The organism is Actinomycetospora chibensis (assembly GCF_028737215.1).
GTDB classification, from domain to species: Bacteria; Actinomycetota; Actinomycetes; order Mycobacteriales; family Pseudonocardiaceae; genus Actinomycetospora; species Actinomycetospora chibensis.
The window spans coordinates 38,660-58,549 of record NZ_JAQZAM010000004.1; the positions used below are offsets into that span (position 1 = coordinate 38,660).

Consider the following 19,890-nt stretch of genomic DNA (forward strand, 5'->3'; position numbering starts at 1 on the left):
TAGGCGCGGTCACGCCGCGAGCGCGCGTCTCCTGCCCGCCGCGGGCGCGAGGACCGCGCCGAGGACGGCGAGGTCGTCGGCGAGCCAGCCCAGCCGGCCCCAGGCGTACACGAGCCAGAGCGCCTCACGCGGGTGCTCGCGCCGTCCCGGGGCGGCGGTGATCGCCACCAGGGCACGGTCGAGGAAGTCCGCCGGCAGGCCGAGGAGGGCCGCCGGATCGGTGGCCGGATCACGGTCCGCCTGCAGCGCCCGCGCCACCCCGCGGTACCCCTCGGCGAGCACGCCGGCGTCGCGGCGGAGCTGCTCGACGAGGTCGGGCCAGGGGGACACGGCGTCCGGCTCGGCGGGGTCGTCGAGCGCGGAGCGCGCCGCGCGGACGACACGGTGCACCACGCCGAGCACCGTGAACCAGTCGACGTCGTTCTCGTGCCGACCGCCGCGCTCGGCCCGGTACTGCAGGAACGTCGCCTCGAAGAGCAGCATCCGGTGGTCGGCGGTCGCGAGTCGCCGTGCGACCTCGTCCCGCGCGCCCGCCCCGGAGAGCCAGGCCGCCATCGCCGTGATGAGGTCCGCGCTCGCGAGCAGGCACCGGGCGGCGTCCCGCCGCATCTCGCCGTGGCCGCCCGCCGGCCACACGGCCGCGCCCACCCCGATCCCGATCACCGCCCCCACGACGACGTCGAGCACGCGCGCCCCCGCCAGCGACGGGCCCGCGGGCGCGAGCTGGGCGAACAGGACCGCGACGAGCAGCGTGAACGACGCCTGCCCCGCGATCATCCCGAACACCTGGCCGGCTCCCACGGCGGCGACGCACAGGACGGGGAAGAGCACGGCGTACACCACGGTCTCCTGCCCGACGAGTGCGAGCAGGCCGGCCGCGAGCACCGCGCCCGCCGTCGTCCCGACGATGGCGGGGAGCAGGGTCGCGCGCGTCGTCATCACCGACGTCCGCATCAGCGTGAGCGTCGCCAGCAGGACCCACAGCCCGTGCGAGAGGTCGAGCTCGCCCGCCACGAACCGGGCGAGCGCGAGCCCGACACCGAGGCGCACCGCGTTCTGCAGGTACACCGACCGCGGTGAGAGGTGGGCGCGGATTCGTCGCCACCACAGCAGCGGGGTGGACGCGGTCGTCCACCACGCGAGATCGCCCGGCGCCGGCGTCCGGGCGCGTCCCCGCGGATCGACGACGATGCGCGCGGCCTGCACCGCGACCCGTGCCGCCGACAGGATCTGCCCGACGGCCACGGCCGCCCGGGTGCGGGCGATGGCCTCCTCGCTGTCCCCGACCGAGGCGAGCGCGGCCAGGCGGAGTGCGGTGTACGCCGCGCGGGCGGCGTCGACGTCCGCGACCTCCGGTGGCGGACCGTGGCCGGTCAGGGCGTCGGCCGTGCGCCGCAGGGACGCCGCGGTCGCGGCCAGCGGCGCCCGGACGTCGGGGTTGACGCACTCGGCGGGGGCGTCGCCGGCGTTCTCGGTGTCGCCCGCGATCAGCACCTCGACACGTCCCCGCACCGCCCGCAGCGCGGCCCCGAGGTGGGCGAGCCCGCGATCCTCGGCGCCCGGACCGGTCGGGCGCTCCTCCCACGGCGTGGCGAGCAGCTTGAGGCGCCCGTCCGCGTGCTCCGCGACGGCCCGGCGGGTGGGGAGGTCGCCGACGCCGGTGGTCGCGGCGTCCACGAGGTCCGCGATAGCCCGGGCCGCGGCGGCCGCGCGGCAGGCGTAGCTCTCGATCGGCCGGGGCGGCCAGAGGACGCGATCGGCGATCGCGAGGAGCCCCATCCCGATCGCCAGCCCGAGCAGGCGCCCGGGCAACGTCTCCGGGGCGTAGGGCGGGAACGACGGCAGGATGTAGAGCAGCTGCAGACCGCTGGCGACGCCGGCCGCACGGGGTCCGCCGGTGGGCAGGAACGCGACGACGACGCCGACCACCAGCATCCCGATCGTGGCGGCCGCCGTGCTCCCGGCGAGCAGCGTCCCGAGCGTCACCAGCACCGACCCCGCGACGAAGCAGGCCGCGAGCGTGCGCGTGCGCTCCCGCGGCGTGCCGACCACCTGGGAGAGCACGCCGAACCCGATCGCCCCGAACACCGCGTAGACGGCGATCGTCGGGCTCCCGAGGCCGTAGCGGGTCAGCATGAAGGCGACGGTCGCGACGACGGCGACGCGGGCCGCGCGCCGGCTCGCGGCGAGGCCGGGGTCGTGGCGCAGGAGCCATCGCAAGCCCCGCCGTCCGGCCATGGGGCGAGTCTGCCGTCCGCCGGGCGCGAGCACGAGGGACAGCACACCCGTCGCACCGCGGGGGCGTGGCGCCCGACGGTGAATCCGGATGAGGCCGGGGCTGGACGAGGGGCCCGCTCTCGGACAAGGCTCGTCGCGTCCACCGACGATCAAAGGGAGCCGACGTGCCGACCTACCTCGTGCGTGCGCGCACCGAGACGCTGGGACCGGGACGGCGAGCGCGGCTCGCCGAGCAGCTGACCGACACGCACAGCCGGGTGACGGGCGGATCCTCGTCCTCGGTGCAGGTGATCATCGAGGATCTGCAGGGACGCGACCACTTCGTCGGGGGCCGGACGGCACCGGTGGGGTCGGTGTTCGTCCGCGGGCACCTGCCCGCCGGGGGCGAGGAGGCCACGACGAAGGCCCTCGCGGCCGCGGTCCGCGAGGCGGTGGTCGCGGCGACGGACGTCTCCGCGGACCTGGTGTGGGTCTACCTCTCGGAGCTCGCCGCCGAGGGGATGGTCGAGCCGTGACCTGACCTCACGAGGGCAGCGCGCACAGGTCGGCCAGCACCGACCGGTGGTGGTCCGCCGAGCCCAGGAGCAGGGCGTCGGCGCGGGCGCGCTTGAGGAACAGGTGCGCCGGGTGCTCCCACGTGAACCCGATGCCGCCATGGAGCTGCAGGCCCTCCTCGGCGGCGAGCAGGGCCACCTCGGAGCAGTGCGCCGCGGCGACGGCGGCCGCGATCGGGAGGTCGGGGGAGTCGTCGGCGGCACACCGGGCGGAGTAGCGGGCCGTCGCGCGCGCCTGTGTGATGGCCACCCAGAGGTCGGCGAGACGGTGCTTGAGGGCCTGGTACGACGCCAGCTGCCGGCCGAACTGGTGGCGTTCGCGCAGGTAGGCGACGGTGTCGGCGAGGCAGCGCTCGGCGAGCCCGAGCTGCTCGGAGGCGAGGATCGCGGCCCCGATCCGGAGCGCGCGATCGACGGCTCCGTCGACTCCGGGCCCTGTCACGATCCGCGCCGGCGCCCCGTCGACCGTGACGTCGGTGAGGCGGCGGGTCATGTCGAGCGACTCGGCGGTCGTGCGGGTCACCCCGTCCCCGTCGGCTTCCACGATCGCGAGGCCCTCCGAGACCGGCACGAGCAGCACGTCCGCGGTGACCGCGTCGATCACGGCGGTGACGGTGCCCTGCAGGAGGTCGCCGGCCCCCTGCCGCTCGACGGTCACCGGCACCGGGCGTCCCGCCCCGCGGGTCGCGCCGACGGCCAGGGCGGCGGTGCGCTCCCCGGCGGCGACGGCCGCGAGCAGCTCGTCCTCCCCGGTGCCCGACAGCAGCGCCGTCGCGATGGCGGTGCCGAGGAACGGGACGGGGGCCACGGCGCGGCCCAGCTCCTCGGCGACGACGGCGACCTCGCGCCACGAGGCGCCCGCGCCGCCGCGCTCCTCGGGCACGGGCAGGCCCGCCACGCCGATCTCCTGCGTGAGCCGCTTCCAGAGGTCGGTGTCCACGGGCTGATCGGTGTCGGTGCGGGCGAGGACGGCGTCCCAGGGCGCCTGCTTGTCGACGAGCGCGCGGACGCTCGCCCGCAGGTCGTCCTCGATGTCGGAGTAGAGGAGGTCGCCGGTGGTGGGCGTGCCTCCGGGAACAGCGGCGCTCATCGGGGCAGGTCCTTCCACGGGAGGTCCTTGTCGGCACGGGCCTCGGCGGGCAGGCCGAGCACGCGCTCGGCGATGACGTTGCGCAGGATCTCCGACGTGCCGCCCTCGATGGAGTTGGCGCGGAAGCGCAGGTAGCGCCAGCCGGCGTCGCGGGAGGCGTAGTCCTCGACCTCGGGGCGACGCTCGGTGTAGTCGGCGTAGCGCAGGCCGTCCTCGCCGCGCAGCTCGAGTTCCAGGCTCGAGCACTCCTGGTTCAGGCGCGCGTAGGTGATCTTGACGCCGGAGCCCTCGGGTCCCGGCTGGCCCGCGGCCTGCTGCTGGCCGAGGCGCTCCGCGGTGAGGCGGGCGGCCTCGGTCTCGACCCACAGCCGCAGCATTCGGTCGTGAAGGCCGGGGGTGTGCGCCTCGGGGTGCTCGCGCCACCGCGCGGCCAGGGACCCGACGGCGCCGCTCTCGCGCGGCAGCGTGCCGCCGCCGATCGCGACGCGCTCGTTCATCAGCGTGTACTGCGCGACGGCCCAGCCCTGCCCGACCTCGCCGAGGCGCTGGTCGTCGGGGATCCGGACGTCGGTCAGGAAGACCTCGTTGAACTCGGCCTCGCCGGTGATCTGCCGCAGCCCGCGGACCTCCACGCCGGGCGCGGTCATGTCGACCACGAAGTAGGACAGGCCCCGGTGCTTGACCGCCTCGGGGTCGGTGCGGGCGAGCAGGATGCCCCAGCGGGCGTGGTGGGCCATCGAGGTCCACACCTTCTGCCCGTTGAGCACCCACGCGTCGCCGTCCCGGACCGCGCTGGTGCCGACGCCCGCCAGGTCGGAGCCCGCGCCGGGCTCGCTGAAGAGCTGGCACCAGATGTCCTCGCCCGTCCACAGCGACGGGAGCCAGCGCTCCTTCTGGGCGTCGTCACCGAAGCGCAGGATCGTCGGCGCGGCCATTCCCAGACCGATGACGTTGAGGCGCGGACGGTTCTCGGGCGACCCGGCCGCGGCGAACGCGGCGTCGACGGCGGCCTGCAGGCCGTTCTCGGCGCCGAGACCGCCCAGGCCCGCGGGGTAGTGCACCCACGCGAGGCCGGCGGCGAAGCGTGCGCGCAGGAACTCGCCGGGCTCGGTGGTCGAGGGGTCGTGGGCGGCGAGGAACTCCTCGACGCGGGCGGCCAGGGCCGTCGCGTCCAGGGAGCCCGCGTCCGGGGGGCTGTCGGTCGCAGTCACCCCTGCACCCTGCGTCGCCGGCCCGGCCGTGTCGACCCCTCCCGGAACGCCGACGGGTTGTCGAACTGGTGAGCCCCGGTCGTCGCCCCGCCATCATCGGACCGGCTCGTGGGGCGCGGCTCCGGCTCCCGTGGCCCTCCCGCTGTCGGCGTGACGGTGCCTGCCAGGGTGCTCGCCGTGACCGACACCGAGGTGACGGAGTGGCTCGCCGCGCACGCGCGACCGATCGCGGTGCCGGACGACCTGGAGGACGGCGCGGCCGTCGAGGACGGCGTCGCGGCCTGGATCGACGCCGCCGCCGACGCCCGGGTCCTCGCGCTCGGTCCCGCGGTGGTCGGCACCCGTGAGCTGGCCCGGCTCGCCCACCGGCTGATCGAGGGCCTCGTGCGCGACGCCGGCGTCCGGACCCTCGCGCTGCAGGCGAGCGACGCGGGTACCACGGTGCTCGACGAGCACCTCCGGGAGGGGACGAGGTCGGCCGGCGAGGCACTCGAGTCGCTCGGCTCCTGGAGCTGGAACACCCGGGAGGTGCTCGACCTCGTCCGCGGACTCTCGGGGGCGCACGTCCGTGTCGTCGGCGTGGACCCTCGCCGTCCGGCGACCGCCGTCCGCGTCGTCGGCGCCTACCTGCGGACCGTGGACCCGGACCTGCTCGCGACCGTCGCCGACGCCCTCGCCGACCTCGCGCTCGGGCACGCTGACGACACCGCGCGCGCCGCGGTCGACCGGGTGCGGGCGCGGCTCGACCAGGACGCGCCGGCGCTCGTCGTCGCCACCTCGCCCGAGCGGCACGCCGACGCCGTGCGGCACGCGGGGTTCCTCGCCCGCGCCGCCGAGCTCGCCGCCGCACCGGCCGAGGGCGCCGACGCGGTGGCCGAGCGGCTGATGGCCGAGGGCGTGCTCGAGGCCCTCGACGCGGCGGGTCCCGACGGGCGGGTGGTCCTCTGGGCGCAGGCCGATCACGTCGTCGCCCGCGAGGACCCGCCGAGCGCGGGCTTCCACCTGCGCGCCCGCCTGGGCGACGCCTATCGCCCGCTGGTGCTCTCGGCGGGCGAGGGGAGGACACGCGCGTTGCGCCGGCGCCTGCTCGGTGTGTCGCGGACCTCCAAGGTCCAGCGCCTGCCCGCCGCGCCGGCCGGGTCGCTCGAGGCCGCGGTGCTCGCCGCCAGCCCGCGGGACCCGGTGGTCGACCTGCGCGCTCTCGACGGTGCCCCGCCCGCGGTGGCGACGTGGGCCTCGGAGGGGGTCACCCGGCGGTCGGTCGGCGACGAGATCTCATCGTCGTCACCCGCCGGTGCGGTGGTGCCGTGCCGACCGGGCACCGACCTCGACGGGATCGCCGTGGTGCGCACGGTGCACCCGGCGTGGGCGCGTTAGCTCCTCGAATCGAGCACGGCACGTCCGCGCGGGGACAGCTCGTAGCCGACGGGAAGCGAGTGCGTCAGACCGAGTGCCTTGAGACGGCGGACGTCGGCCTTGAACGGCGCGGTCTCGCGACCGAAGGACGCCGCGAGGTCGGGGGCACGGACGGCCGGGCGCTCGGCGATCGCCGCGAGCGTCGCCCAGGCCCACGGCCCGTGCGCGCTGCGGGCGTCCATGGCGTCGAGGCGCCGGCGGACCGCGGTGAGGTCGTCGGCGTCGGGCACGCTCGCCGCGAGCTCCGAGCGCGGGTCGGGCTCGTCGAGCTTGTGGAAGCGGACGCGGTAGAGCTCGGCGTCCGGCGCGGCGTGCTTGTCGGCCTCGGCCAGCATCGCCTCGACCGAGTCGAAGCCGGCGCGCCGGGCGTCGGCGTCGACCAGGTCCCCGGGCGCCACGACGTCCACCTCGTCGACCTGGAGCCGGCCGACCGGCGTGCGGTACGGCCGCCCGGGCCGGACCTGCGCGCGCTTCCAGCGCCGGAAGGTCAGGTCCACCTCGCCGCGCGCGATCGGCTCGGCGAAGCGCAGGGCGAAGAGCACGGGGTCGGCCGGTTCAGACGGTGGCGACGCTGCCGATGAGGATCAGCCAGAACAGGGCCCATCCGAGGATCTGCAGGTAGCCGAGCGCGAGGCCCGCGATCGCCATCCCGTGGCCGGAGTGGGTGCCGCTGCTCGTCTCGCGCCAGGCCATGTGCCCGCAGATGACGGCCGGGATGGAGGCGAGGCCGGCGGTGAAGAAGCCGACGATGCCGCAGACCAGCGCCGCGATCGCCAGCCCGGACACCGGCCGGGTCGGGGGATAGGCCTGGGCGTACGGGCCGGCCCCGTAGGGCTGGCCGTACTGGTTCTGGCCGTACTGGTTCTGGCCGTACTGGCTCTGGCCGTAGGGAGCCTGGCCGTACTGGCTCTGGCCGTAGGGAGCCTGGCCCTGGTTGCCGGAGGGGTACGGCGTGGGTGGCCCGTACGGGCTGGGGCCGTAGGCGCTCGAGGAGTACGGCTCGGAGCCGGAGGAGTACGGGTCCGACTGGTACGGGTCGCTGTAGGGCGCGAGCCCGAGGGAGTCGGGCGCCGACGGCTCCGGGTACGGCGTCGGCGGGGAGTACGGCATCGGACCGTCCTGCGACCCCGACCCGGAGGACGGCCCGTTGCCGGGCTCGGACGACCGGTCGCGGTGCGATTCCCAGGGCGAGCTCACGCCCGGCATCCTAGGGCCGACGAGCGGATGACCTGATCGTTCCGACCCGATCGGCGGGGATCCGGCGTTCTTCGTGAACCGGCCCTCGGTGTCGGGGGTGGGTTCTAGAATCGAACACATGAGCGAAGGTGGTGTGGGGCTGGTCGAGCGGGAGGCGCTCGATGCTGCCCGCGCGGAGCAGACCGCGGCGAACCGGGCCTACTACCGGCGCCTGGAGCGGATCGCCCACCTCGACCGGCTCGGGCTTGCCTTCGTGACCGGGGATCGCAGCACTGCGCGGTTGTTGCAGGAGAGCTGGCGGGTGGATCCGGCGACGGCGGGCCGGTGGTGCGACGAGGCCGGGGACCTGGCTCCGCGGTTGTCGCTGCAGGGTCAGCCGCTTCCGCCGCGGTTGCCGTGCACCGCGACGGTGCTGGCCTCGGGGGAGATTTCCCCGGAGCACGTGGCGATCATCCGCCGCACGATGAAGAAGATCGACAGGATGGAGCACGTCGACCCGGGCGAGGTCCCGGCGGCGGAGGCGTATCTGGCGGTGAAGGCGACCCTGTTCCCGCCCGCGACGTTGCGCCGGCTCGCCGAGGCGCTGTTGCGCAGGTTGGACCCGGATGGGGCGGCGCCGGATGAGGACGTGGATCTGTTCGACGATCTGAAGATGACCTCGGGCCAGGACGGCGCCCTGGAGATGCGGATCCGGATCCACGATGCGGTCGATGCGGAGATGATCCGGGAAGGGATTGAGGTGTTGGCGATCCCGGCCGGGGCGGATGACCACCGGTCGTTGGGGAACCGGCAGGCGTGCGCGTTGAAGGAGGTGTTCGCCGACGCCCTGGGCCCGAACGGGTTGGTCACCGACACCCGCCAGCACGAGGCCGACACCGAGCTCGGGCCCGACCACGAGCACGACACCGAGGCAAGCACCGACCCGGATGCCCACGACTCGGATGCCGACGAGGCCGACGCCGCTGACGAGGCCGACGCCACTGACGAGGCCGACATCGCTGACGATCCGCTGCTCGTGGACGCGCTGATCCCCGAGCCCCGCCGCCCCGAGCCCGAACCGGCAGCCCCGGCACCGGAGCCCATCCGCGGGCCGGGGCGGGCGCTGGTGACGATCACGATGGACCACCGCTGGCTGCAGTCCGCGGTCGGGCACGGCACGCTGGACTCCGGGGCCTTGTCGGAGCCGGCCACCGTGCGGCGGTGGGCCTGCGACGCCGACATCGTTCCGATGGTGCTGGGCAGCAGGTCCGAGCCGCTGGACATCGGGCGCCGCTCCCGGCTGATCCCCGACGCGATGCGCCGGGCGCTGAACCACCGCGACGGTGGCTGCGCCTTCCCCGGTTGCACGCGACGCCCAAGGCGTTGCCATGCTCATCATGTCGAACACTGGGGTGACGGCGGCCCGACCTGCCTCGACAACCTCACGTGGTTGTGTCGACATCACCACCAGGTCATCCACCACGGGCACTGGCGGATCGACATGATCGACGGGCTGCCGTGGTTCACCCCGCCCTCGTGGATCGACCCCGACCGACAACCCCGACCCGGCGGACGATCGGCCGCCCTCACCTGACCTGCGCCGCGTCACTGGGGGCTCGGCCGGAACCAGATCGCGGCGGACACCGTGTCGCCCTGCGCCTGGGTGTCGATGTCGATGTCGACCGTGACCGCGCGGCCGTCGCCGACGTGCGTGGTGATCACGCGGCGCTCGCCTGCCGTCCCCGGGGCCGCTCCGGGCGCTGCGTGGAAGATCAGCACGACCAGCGTCACCACCCCGGCGAGCACCAGGGCCGTGAGCCCCGCGATCACAGCGATGGGCAGGCCGCGACCCCGTCGCGCACGGCGGGCGGCGGGCGCGGGGTACAGCACGGGATACGGCACGGGGTACGGCACCGTGCCGGGACAGGGGCCGCCGGACCGCGCCGTGCGCTGTGGCGGCACGAAGGAAGCCGGCCCGTACGGGTGCGGCGAGCGGCCGGACGACCCCGGGGCGCTCGAGGGCGGGACGCCGTAGGGCGGCGACCCGAACGGCGGCTCGGCGGCGGGGCCACCCGGGAGCCCGCCGCGCCCGTCGGGTGCCCGCGACCGGTGCCTGAGGCCGTTCACGATCGTCCCCCGGAAGGTGCGGAGCGCCGGTGTCAGAGGCCCGGGACGACGAGGTCCGCGTAGCCGTCGTTGTCCGTGTCGGCCACCGCGACCGTCCCGGCCTCGCCGTAGGGCGCGCCGTCGGTGATGGCGGCGTCGCCCCAGCCGTCGGCGTCGGTGTCGAGGACGACCTCGTCGACGGCGCCGTTGCGGTCGTGGTCGGAGAGCGCGAACTCGTCGTAGCCGTCGTGGTCCTCGTCGGCCGAGGCCGTCTCGGCGTAGCCGTCACCGTCCGCGTCGGTGGCCGACGTCTCGTAGTAGCCGTCGTGGTCGCCGTCGAAGGAGGTCGTGGTCGGCGTGCCGGCCGGGAAGGAGATCAGACCGCCGTCCAGGCCCCAGGTGGTGCCGTCGGTGCTGTCGGTGCTGTCGGCCGTACCGGGCTCGCTCATGGTGCTCTCCTCGCCGAGGTCGCGATCACTGTCGACCCTCTGACGGCGGGAGCGGTGGGGAATGTTTCTGAGGGAACGCTGGCAGGCGCCCCTCAGCGCCGGGAGCCCCCGCGGATCGGCTCGACGCGCCGCAGGTCCGCACACGCCGGGACGGGCACCTGCGCGCAGGGGTCGTATGCCGTGGACGCGACCTTCTTCGTTCAGCGGTGCCGGCAGGGGCCAGCCGGTGATCAGGGAAGCAGCAGGAAGCCCATCCGGCCCTGGGCGTCCACGCCGACGACGGCGCCACCGGCGGCGAACCGATAGATGCCGGAGCGGCGCTGCGGGGGCTCGCGCAGGGCGGTGAGGAGCGCCTGTCGGTTGGCCGGGTCCGTCAGGAGCGGTTCCACCCGCGCCCACGGGGCGGCGTCGAACGCGGCCGAGGGGCGGTACCGGGCCTGGACGGCCGGGAGGTCGCCGGCGCCGAGCGCGGTGTAGAGCTCGCCGGTCCCCGTCGCGACGGCGGCGGGCAGCGCACGCCCGGCGGTGTCGGCCGTGGCCGGGGCACCGGCGGGCGGCGGCACCGCGGCCGGCGACGCCGGAGCGGCTGGCGCCGCCGGGGCGGGGGCCACGGCCCCGGGCTGGGACGCGGTCGACGACGGCGCGGTCACCAGGGTCAGGACCGCCAGCCCGGCGGCCACGACGATCGCGATGGCGAGGGCGGCGCTGGCGATCCAGGGTCCGCGCCCGGCGCCGACGGTGGGAGCGGTCACCGTCATGACGCCGCGCTCCGCGCGAGGGTCGGGTGGGCGCTGCTCATGTCGGCCTCCTCGATCGGCCCCGGGATCGTGATGACCCGGATGGCGATGCCCCAGCTCGTGATGGTGCTGATCGTGACGTCGCAGTATCGGGATGATCGTGGGCGGGCGTTACCGCCGGCCGGGGCAGTGTCGGACATCCCACGTGGACGCGCATCCCCTCGCCCGGCCCTCCCAAGGCGGATCACAGGACGGCTCACGACTGTGGTCACGGCGGGGATCATGGCGGGGATCACGGCGGGGGCAGACGGGGCACGGTGGCGGCGGCGAGGCGGGTCGCGTCGGCGCAGAGGGCGTCGGCGGGTCGTGCGCCGAACACCGTCACCTCGAGGAGCTCGACGCGCGGGGTCCCGTCCGTGGCGGTGTAGGCGCGCTGGGCGAGGGCGACGTCGCAGGAGGTCTGCTGCGGGGTGACCGCGGCCTGCCGGCCGGCGACGTCGGTGGTCGGCGCGAAGGCGCGGCGGCGTTCGACGCCCACGTCGACGGCGCTTCCCGCGCCGGTGCCCCACCGGCACGACCAGCCGCCCACACCGGGCACGACCGACGCCAGGTCGAGGCCCGGCACCGCGCCGAGGTCGGACCGGGTGAGCAGGCTGCAGGTGTCGACGGAGGTCAGGGCCGTCGGCGGGTCCTCGGTCGCGCGGCGCGGCAACGTCGTGCCCTGCTGGAGCACCCGCAGCGTCGTGTCGGTCGCGGTGTCGGCCGCGGCGCAGGGGTCGGCGCCCGCGCCGGCGGGGGCGATCGCGTCGAGCGAGACCTGGACGCCCTCGATGGTCACCACGGTGCGGGTGCAGGAGCCGGCCCGCGGCGTGATCCGGCGGACCAGCAGCGCCCCGACCCGCTCCTCCTGCGCGGCGCTCACGGTGGTGGCGACGGGCTCGAGGGTCGCGATCACCGCGATGTCCCCGCCCGGCGTGGCGACGTCGACGACGCACGCCGCGGGGTCGCCGAGGTCGGGGACGGCCCGGGCCTCGCCGCCGGCGCGCGCCGCGAGGGCGGCGGGGTCGACGAGTCCGCAGGGGTCGACGGTGCGCGGGTCGCCGATCGCCGCGGGGACGACCCGGTCGCTCGGCCCGACCGGTGCGGCGTCGGACCCCAGGACGAGCACCGCGGCGACGGCCCCGGCGAGCAGGAGCACGACGACCGCGACGGCCAGGACGACGAGGCTCGTCCGGGTCGCGGGGTGCTCCGGTTCCGGTCGCCGTGGCGGCGCCCCGGGACCGACGGGATGAGCCGGCGGCGGGCCCGAGGGACGGGGTGGGCCCACCCCGACGGGTCGCCGCGCGGGGTTCCCCGGGTGGGGGAGGACCGGCGCCGCCGGACCCCGCCCGTGGGGCGCCACCAGGACGGGGGTCGTGGTCCGCTCGTGCGCGGGGTCCGCGCCCGTCGCGGGCTCGACGGCCATCGGGCGGGTCGGCGACCAGGCGCCGGTGGCCGTCGCCGTCGGGATCACCTCGGTGAGCCGGACCGGCGGGGCCTCCTTCATCTCGCCGAGCTCGGTCCCGCCGAGATCGCCGAGATCGTGGCGCAGGGTCGCGCCGAGGTCCCCGGGCACCTCGGGCGTCGCGTGCGCCGCACGCTCGAGGACCGCCGCGAGGCGCGCGGCGAGCTCCGGCTCGCTGTCGTCCGTGCCGGCGCTCAGGAGCGTCGCCGCGAGGGCGCGGGTGTCGTCGTCCTCGGCACCCGGCCGGTCCGACGGACGGACCCCGGACGCCGCGCCGAGCAGCCACACGGCGTCGTCCCCGCCCACCAGGACGACCTCCGCGCCGACCCGGCCGTGCACCACCCGCGCCGCGTGGGCCGCCCCCAGCGCCCCGGCCAGCACCACGGCGCGCCGCAGCGCCGCCGCCGGCGCGACGGGGGCGTCGTCGGCGAGCCCGCGCACGCCGGCGGGCAGGTCGTGCACCAACCAAAGCCCGCGGTCCGCGCCCGCCGCGACGTCGTCCGCCGGCGCGAGGCCGGGGTGCACCGCCGAGGCGACACGGCGGATGTCGCGCGCCACGCGGGTCAGCGCGTCGGGTGCTGGAGGCCCGTGACCACCGTCCGGGGCGAGCGCCACCGCCACCACATCGCGGTCGCCCCACTCGTCATGGGCCGCCCGGACCGTCACCCGACCCGCTCCGCCGCCCGTCAGCCTCGACCCGAGCCGGTAGTGCCCGCCCGAGAGCGTCTCGCCGTCGGTCACTCGTCCGTCCAGTCCTCGACGATCCAGTTCTCGGCCGGGCCCGTCGTATCGGGAGGGGCGTCAGCCGCCGAAGGTCGACTTGGCGCGGAGGCGCAGCGCCTGGAACACCTGGTTGGACTGCTCGAGGTTGCTGGTGCGGATCTCCCAGCTGTAGTTCAGGCCCTCGTAGATGCCGGTGGAGATCACGCCGGTGCTGGACTGCGCCGTGTACAGCGGGCCCTGCTGGACGCCGCCGGCCTGCCAGACGTCGAAGTTCTCGATGCGCGGGCCGAGCGCGGCGGTGTCGTCGTACCAGGCCCGGGCGCCCGCCGCGTCCGACCACCGAGCGAAGTACACGGTGGCGCCCGGGACGACGCTCGAGTAGTCGCACGAGTAGGACTCGATGGACGTCGCGCCGTTCTGGGCCCGCAGAGGAGAGGTGGCGGGGTCCATCAGCTGACAGTTGGAGCTGGTCACGTCCGGGAAGACCTGCGAGAGCGCGGGCTGACCGGCCGGCGGCGTGGGCGTCGTCGGCGAGGTGGGTCCGGGCTGCGACGACGGGCCCGCGGTCGTCGCCGGCGTCGGCTGGGCGATCGGGGGCGCCGAGTCCTGGTTGAGCAGCACGACCGCGCCCACCGCGACGAGCAGCAGGACCGCCGCGAGACCGGCGACGATCGCGATGACCTTGCCCTTGCCGCTCTTGGGCGGCTGCGGGGGCTGGCCGTACCACCCGGTCTGCGGGCCGCCCGGGGGCGGCGGGTACGGGCCGGTGCCGTAGCCCGGCTGCCCGTATCCCTGCGTGCCGCCGGGGAACCCGGGCTGGCCGCCGGTGTAGCCCTGCGTGCCGTAGCCGTGCTGCGGGCCGGACCCCATGCCGGGCTGGGGCCCCGAACCCTGCGGTGAGCCGAACGGCGACGGTCCCTGCGCCGGGCCGCTCGGGGTCCACGGCTGGGCCTGCGGGCCGGAGCTCGGGCGGGGTCCTGGCACGTACGTGGGGGTGACGCTCTGGGGGCCGGACGATCCCGGGCCCGACGCGGCTCCGGCCGCGGCGCCGAGGCCGGCGCCGGCCGCACCGGCCGCGAAGGCGCTGCCGGCTCCGTGACGAGCGGTGCTGTCGTCCGGCGCGCTGGTCTCGCCCGTGGGCGCCTCGCCGCCGACGGCCTGCAGGGCGGCGTCGGCGAAGTCGCCGGCGGTGGCGTAGCGCTGGGCGGGGTCCTTGGCCATCGCCGTCGCCAGCACCGCGTCGAGCGCGGGCGGCGATCCGGGCGCGACCTCGGAGAGCCGCGGCGGGGTCTCGTTGAGGTGGTCGTACATCAGCCCGGGGCCCTCGGAGAGGAACGGCGGGCGCCCCGCGATGGCCTCGAACAGCAGGCAGCCGAGCGCGTAGACGTCGACGCGGCGGTCCATCTCGCGGCCGAGGAACAGCTCCGGGGCCATGTAGGCGAGCGTGCCGATCGCCGAGCCGGTGCCGGTGAGCGAGCTCTTGGTGTCGCCGCCCATCGCGCGGACGATGCCGAAGTCGACGAGGTAGACGAAGTCGCGGCCGCGGTGCTGGGTGATCAGCACGTTGGACGGCTTGACGTCGCGGTGGATGAGGCCGTCGTCGTGCGCGGCGTCGAGGGCGTCGGCGGTCTGGCGGACGATCTCCGCCGCGCGACGCGGGTCGAGCCGGCCGTGGCGCTCGATCTCGTCGGCCAGGTCGAGGCCGGAGACGAGCCGCATGTCGATGTAGAGACGGCCGTCGATGGTGCCGAAGTCGTGGATCGGGATGACGTGCGGTGACGAGAGGCGGGCGGCGGTGCGCGACTCGCGCCGGAAGCGTTCCTGGTAGTCGCCGTCGTCGGCGAGCCCGCCGTGCAGGCGCTTGACGGCGACCGTGCGCTGGCGGGACGTGTCGAACGCGCGGTACACCTCGCCCATCCCGCCGCGCCCGATGCGCTCCTCGAGACGGTAGGGCCCGAACATCTCCACCGGGTCGCCGGCGGACGGCGAGGGCGAGTGGCCCGGGGCCTCGGTGCTCATGCGGCGCTCTCCTGCGTCAGGGGAATCCAGGGAGTCCGTCCCCCGGGATGAAAGTTACTGAGAGTATGTGCGATCGCCCTCGGACAGGCCAGTGGCCTCACACTTTTCGCAGAGCTTCCTTACTCGACGTGAGAACCGGGCTCGTCCGGCGACGGCACCGGCCCCCGGACGAGGGGTGCGTTCAGGCCGGGACCTGCGCGGCGGGCAGCAGACGCATCGCCGGGAACATGCGCTGCGATGCCTCCGGCGTCCGGGTGACGATGTCGAAGCTGAAAGGCCGTTCGGCGTACGCGGCGGTGGCGTAGACGGTGCCGTCGGGCGAGGCGTGGGTGTGCAGCGGACCCTGCGGTGCACCGGGGCCGTCGTGCCACTGCGTGACGCCGTCGAGCGCCGGACCCCGGCTCGCCTGGTCCGCCTGCCACCGGCGGGCGTCGGCCGCGCTCGGCCACTCCGTGTAGTAGACGTACCCGCCCGGCACGGCCGCGCCGTAGTCACAGCGGATCACCGACAGGGCCCGCGCGCCGGTGGACGTCACGTACTCGCCGTCGCCGGCCGGGTAGGACGAGCAGGTGCTCCCGGGCCCGGATCCGGCGGGGGCGGCGATGTCGGGGAACGCGGCGGCGAGCCGGCTCGTCGCCGGGGCTTCGACAGGCGGCACGGGTGGCGTGGGGGCCGGTGCCGTCCCGCCGCTGGCGAGCAGGGCCCACGACGCGAGCAGCGCGACGAGCATCAGGAGCACCGCGCCCATCGCGATCCACCCCGGCCGGCGGGACCGGCGCGGGCCGCGAGGGAGCGGCGCGAGGGCGGCGGGGCCCGTCGACGACCCGGGGTCGTCCGGGGTCCGCTGCGGTGAGGTGGCCTCGCGCGGGGCGGGCACCGTGGCGAGGGGCCAGGCCGGGGCCGCCGTCGCCGATGTCGCTGCCGCCGCCGGGACGTAGCGCACGGCCGGCGTGCCGCCCGCCGGCCCACCGCCCGCCTGCCCACCGCCCGTCTGCCCACCGCCCGTCTGCGCACCGCCCGACTTCCGCCCGCCGGTCGACGGTGCGGTGAGGGAGCCGGTGGTCCCGCGACCGGGATCGAGGCGGGCGCCGGCGGTCCGGGGTCCGGTCAGTGCGGTGTGCGCGGCGTCGGCGAGATCGCCGGCGCAGGCGTAGCGGTCCGCGGGCGACGGGGCCAGGGCGCGGGCGACCACCGCGTCCACCGCGCTCGGGAGCCCCCGACGACGGTCGGTGACCCGCGGCGGTTCGTCGTACCGGCGCCCCGCCGTGGTCCACGGGTCGTCGTCGGGGAAGGCCGGGCGCCCGGTGAGGGCCTCGACGAGCAGGCAGCCGAGCGCGTGGACGTCGTCGGCGCGGGTGCCGCCGGGACCGGCGACGCCGAAGTCGGTGAGGTGGACGACGTCGCGCCCGCAGTGGTGCGAGAGCAGCACGTTCGACGCCGTGAGGGCGCCGTGCACGACGCCGTCGGCGTGTGCGTCGTCCAGCGCGTCCGCCACCCGGCGCACGACGGCCGCGGCGCGTGCCGTCCCGAGCGGGCCGTGCTCGGCGAGCTCCCGGGCGAGGTCGCCCCCCGCCACCAGCGCCGTGTCGACGAACAGCGCGCCGTCGATGGTGCCGACGTCGTGGATCGGGATCACGTGCGGCGACGCGAGCCGTGCGGCCAGGCGGGTGGTCCGGAGGACGTGCTCGGCGTACGCCTCGTCGTCGGAGAGGTCGGGGCGCAGGCGCTTGAGGGCGACGGTGCGCTCGCGGACCGTGTCGTAGGCGCGGAACACCTCGCCGGTGCCCCCGCCGCCGAGGCGCTCCCCGAGGCGGTACGGCCCGAAGAGCTCGACGTCGGTGGCCGGCTGCCGCGGCGGCAGGGTGATGCTCATCCGACCCTCCGGGCGCGCGGGTCGAGGCGGCGCAGCAGCAGCGCAGTGACGACGACGAACAGCACGGTGACGCCGGCCAGGGCGGCGAGGTCGAACATCCAGGTGGCGGCGTCGTGGTCCCACAGGGGCTCGGCCGCGGTGTAGGGCGGCGGGACGCCCGGCCCGCTGCGCACGCCGATGGTCGAGGCGCCGAGCGCGAAGCCCCAGCGGGCGGGCACGAGCCACGACAGCTGGGCGAGCACGGGGCTGTCCTGGATCTGCAGCAGCGCGCTGGACAGGATGAACTGCAGCATCGCGAGCAGCACCAGCAGCGGCATACCGCGGTCGGCGTTGTCGATCCACGCCGACACGGCGAGCCCGACGGCCATGCTGGCGATCGTGGTGGCGGCGATCGCGACGAGGATCTCCACGCGCGGGTCGCCGAGGACGACGGCCTCGTCGGGACCCGGCCGGCCCAGCGTGCCGAGCACCCCGAGCACCAGGCCCTGCAGGCCGGTGATCACGCCGAGCACGACGACCTTGGAGAGCAGGTACGCGGCGCGCGAGAGCCCGATCGCGCGCTCGCGGCGGTAGATCTCGCGTTCCTTGACCAGCTCGCGGATCGACGCCGCCGACCCCATCAGCGCGGCGCCGACGACGAACACCATGAGCAGGCTCTGCGGCGCGCCCGGGACGCCGCGCAGCTGCTCGGCCAGCGACAGACCGGTGTCGACGGGCAGGGCGTGCGACAGCGCCGCCAGCAGCAGCGGCAGGGCCACCATGAAGATCGTGTACTGGCGGTCGGCGCCGATCACCGCCAGGTAGCGCCGGGCGAGGACGGCGAACTGCGCGAGCGCCGACTGCTGCCGCGGCGGCGCGGCCGGGGCCGACGTCGTGGCCGGGGTCCGGACGCCGTACGCGCCGGGCGCCCGCGTCGGCGGGGGCGTGCCGATGTAGCGCTCGGCCACGGCCGAGCGGCGGAACCGCTCGCCCCAGTCGGCACCGGCTTCCCGCTCGAGGAGCAGGAAGAGGTCGGCGAAGTCGGGTACGCCGAAGAACGCGAGGGCCTCCCGGGGCGGGCCGAAGTAGGCGACGGTCCCGCCGGGGGCGAGGAGCAGCAGCCGGTCGCACACGTCGAGGTTGGCGACGTTGTGGGTGACGACGACGACGGTGCGGCCGTCGTCGGCGAGGCCGCGCAGGGTACGCATGACCGACTTGTCGAGTCCGGGGTCGAGTCCGGACGTGGGTTCGTCGAGGAAGAGCAGCGAGGGTCGGGTGAGCAGTTCGAGGGCCACCGAGGTGCGCTTGCGCTGGCCTCCGGAGAGCGAGTCGATGCGCTGCTCGGCCTGGTCGGTGAGCCCGAGCTCGCCGATCACCTCGTCGATGCGGTGGTCGCGCTCGGCCTCCGTGGTGTCCGACGGGAAGCGCAGGCGGGCGGCGTAGGCCAGCGCCCGTCGCACCGTCAGCTGTGGGTGCAGGATGTCGTCCTGCGGGACGAGGCCGATGCGCTGGCGCAGCTCGTCGTAATCGGCGTAGAGGTCGCGGTCGGCGTAGGTGACGGTGCCCTGGTCGGCGGGCCGGAACCCGGTGAGCGCGCGCAGCAGCGTCGACTTCCCTGCCCCGGACGGGCCGACCACGGCGAGCAGGCTCTTCTCCTCGAGCGCGAACCCCACCCGGTCGAGCAGCGTCCGGCCCTTCGGCGTGCGGACCACCAGGTCCTCGGCGCGGAACGCGATCGCGCCGGCGTCCTCGCGCTCGACGAGCACCCCGCCCTCGGCGCCGTCGAGGTGGAACAGCGCGTGCCCGATGCCCACGAGCATCCCGGGACGCAGCGGCACGCGGTGGATGCGCCGGCCGTCGACGTACGTGCCGTTCGGGCTGCCGAGGTCGATCAGCTCCCAGCCGCCGGCGCCGTCGGAGCGCAGCTCCGCGTGGTGGCGCGAGACCAGGAGGTCGCTGACGACGACGTCGTTGTCGGTCTCGCGGCCGATCCGGATGCGGGTGGCGGGGGTTGCGGGCGGCGTTCCGGGCGCGGCCGTGGCGATGCGCGCGGTGGGCGCCGGCTCGGGAGGGGACGCGGCAGCCGACGGAGGGGCAGCCGACGGCAGCCGGTGCACCGCGGAGAGGCGCCCCTGGCGGCTCGGTCCGTCGGCGCCCGCGTCGTCGGGGGTGGGGCCCGCGAGCGGGTCGTGCCGGACGCGGGGCGGGGCGCCGGGCTGGGCGGGCACCGGACGGGGGTCGGACCCACCCGGGCGGGCGGCGGGCGGGACGAGGGGCGCGGCCATCGCCACCGGCGGGGCGCCGGGGTCGGCGCCGACCGCCCGGAGCGCGACCTGCACCTCGGGTCCGCCGTGCCCGAGCGCGAGCGTGAGCCGCGGCGTCGCCCCGGGCGAGAGCCGCAGCTGCTGGAGACGCTCCCCGGCGACGAACACCCCGTTGCGGCTGTGGTCGATCAGCTCCCACCCGGTGGGCAGCGGCCGCAGCTCGACGTGGACGCGGGAGACGAGCGGGTGCACCACCTGGAACCCGGCCGCCTCGTCGCGGCCGATCGTCACCGGCTGACCCGGCGGGACGACGAGCCGGCGGTCACCGTGCGTGAGCTCGAGCTGCGGAGCCGTGAGCGGCCGGCCGCGGGCGGGTCGCCGCCCCGCCGCTGGCCGGGGCACGGGTTCCACGGGGTGCACGGCCGACCTCCTCGCGAGCCGGCCCGAGACCTGGCCCCTCACACGACACTGTCACCTTCCCGGCGCCGTCGCTTGGCCGAGACGGTGACAGTGTGTGTTCGCAAGCGGAGGGTCTGCCAGGGGGTTCGCGA

The 19,890-nt window shown here is 76.0% G+C and carries 15 protein-coding genes; 3 read left to right on the forward strand and 12 right to left on the reverse strand.

Annotated features, from left to right (window positions below; translation table 11 throughout):
• Positions 1–9: 9 nt before the first annotated feature.
• The gene (locus PH189_RS07005) at positions 10–2,238 is read right to left on the reverse strand and encodes an FUSC family protein (protein ID WP_274188052.1); all 2,229 of its coding nucleotides are present in this window, start codon (positions 2,236–2,238) and stop codon (positions 10–12) included.
• A 164-nt stretch (positions 2,239–2,402) separates the two neighbouring features.
• Here PH189_RS07005 and PH189_RS07010 point away from each other — a divergent pair, with 164 nt between their 5' ends.
• Complete coding sequence (locus PH189_RS07010; protein ID WP_274188053.1) at positions 2,403–2,753, forward strand: tautomerase family protein; 351 nt, start codon at positions 2,403–2,405, stop codon at positions 2,751–2,753.
• 7 nt (positions 2,754–2,760) lie between these two features.
• Here PH189_RS07010 and PH189_RS07015 read toward each other — a convergent pair whose 3' ends face one another.
• Together PH189_RS07015 and PH189_RS07020 are read right to left on the reverse strand one after the other, a co-directional pair.
• Positions 2,761–3,882 (reverse strand): acyl-CoA dehydrogenase family protein, encoded by a 1,122-nt coding sequence (locus PH189_RS07015; protein WP_274188054.1) that lies wholly within the window; start codon positions 3,880–3,882, stop codon positions 2,761–2,763.
• Positions 3,879–5,093 (reverse strand): acyl-CoA dehydrogenase family protein, encoded by a 1,215-nt coding sequence (locus PH189_RS07020; protein WP_274188055.1) that lies wholly within the window; start codon positions 5,091–5,093, stop codon positions 3,879–3,881. The genes PH189_RS07015 and PH189_RS07020 overlap by 4 nt, the downstream gene beginning before the upstream one ends.
• Positions 5,094–5,270: 177 nt before the next feature.
• On the opposite strand from PH189_RS07020, the gene PH189_RS07025 reads away from it, so the two are divergent.
• A complete protein-coding gene (locus tag PH189_RS07025) occupies positions 5,271–6,470 on the forward strand; it encodes an erythromycin esterase family protein (RefSeq protein ID WP_274188056.1) in 1,200 nt (399 codons plus the stop codon).
• On the opposite strand, the gene PH189_RS07030 is transcribed toward PH189_RS07025, so the two are convergent.
• Positions 6,467–7,051, reverse strand: a complete 585-nt coding sequence (locus PH189_RS07030) for an ASCH domain-containing protein (protein ID WP_274188057.1) — start codon at positions 7,049–7,051, stop codon at positions 6,467–6,469. The two genes, PH189_RS07025 and PH189_RS07030, sit on opposite strands and share 4 nt — an antisense overlap.
• Before the next feature lie 13 nt (positions 7,052–7,064).
• A complete protein-coding gene (locus tag PH189_RS07035; RefSeq protein ID WP_274188058.1) occupies positions 7,065–7,706 on the reverse strand; it encodes a DUF4190 domain-containing protein in 642 nt (213 codons plus the stop codon).
• Positions 7,707–7,839: 133 nt separating this feature from the next.
• Here PH189_RS07035 and PH189_RS07040 point away from each other — a divergent pair, with 133 nt between their 5' ends.
• Positions 7,840–9,279 (forward strand): HNH endonuclease signature motif containing protein, encoded by a 1,440-nt coding sequence (locus tag PH189_RS07040; protein ID WP_274188059.1) that lies wholly within the window; start codon positions 7,840–7,842, stop codon positions 9,277–9,279.
• 11 nt (positions 9,280–9,290) lie between these two features.
• On the opposite strand, the gene PH189_RS07045 is transcribed toward PH189_RS07040, so the two are convergent.
• The 7 genes from PH189_RS07045 to PH189_RS07075 all read right to left on the reverse strand — a co-directional run bounded on the left by PH189_RS07045 (position 9,291) and on the right by PH189_RS07075 (position 19,759).
• On the reverse strand, positions 9,291–9,587 hold the full coding sequence (locus PH189_RS07045; RefSeq protein WP_274188060.1) for a hypothetical protein: 297 nt from the start codon (positions 9,585–9,587) through the stop codon (positions 9,291–9,293).
• A 257-nt stretch (positions 9,588–9,844) separates the two neighbouring features.
• Entirely contained in the window at positions 9,845–10,240 is a 396-nt protein-coding gene (locus PH189_RS07050; protein ID WP_274188061.1) for a hypothetical protein, read from the reverse strand.
• Positions 10,241–10,470: 230 nt separating this feature from the next.
• Entirely contained in the window at positions 10,471–10,998 is a 528-nt protein-coding gene (locus PH189_RS07055; RefSeq protein WP_274188062.1) for a hypothetical protein, read from the reverse strand.
• Between the two features lie 271 nt (positions 10,999–11,269).
• Positions 11,270–13,222, reverse strand: coding sequence for a hypothetical protein (locus tag PH189_RS07060; protein WP_274188063.1), 1,953 nt, complete (start codon positions 13,220–13,222; stop codon positions 11,270–11,272).
• Positions 13,223–13,282: 60 nt separating this feature from the next.
• The gene (locus PH189_RS07065) at positions 13,283–15,223 is read right to left on the reverse strand and encodes a serine/threonine-protein kinase (RefSeq protein ID WP_274188064.1); all 1,941 of its coding nucleotides are present in this window, start codon (positions 15,221–15,223) and stop codon (positions 13,283–13,285) included.
• 181 nt (positions 15,224–15,404) lie between these two features.
• Positions 15,405–17,096, reverse strand: coding sequence for a serine/threonine-protein kinase (locus PH189_RS07070; protein ID WP_274188065.1), 1,692 nt, complete (start codon positions 17,094–17,096; stop codon positions 15,405–15,407).
• Positions 17,093–19,759 (reverse strand): FHA domain-containing protein, encoded by a 2,667-nt coding sequence (locus PH189_RS07075; RefSeq protein WP_274188066.1) that lies wholly within the window; start codon positions 19,757–19,759, stop codon positions 17,093–17,095. Before PH189_RS07075 ends, PH189_RS07070 begins: the two co-directional genes overlap by 4 nt.
• Between the last annotated feature and the right edge of the window lie 131 nt (positions 19,760–19,890).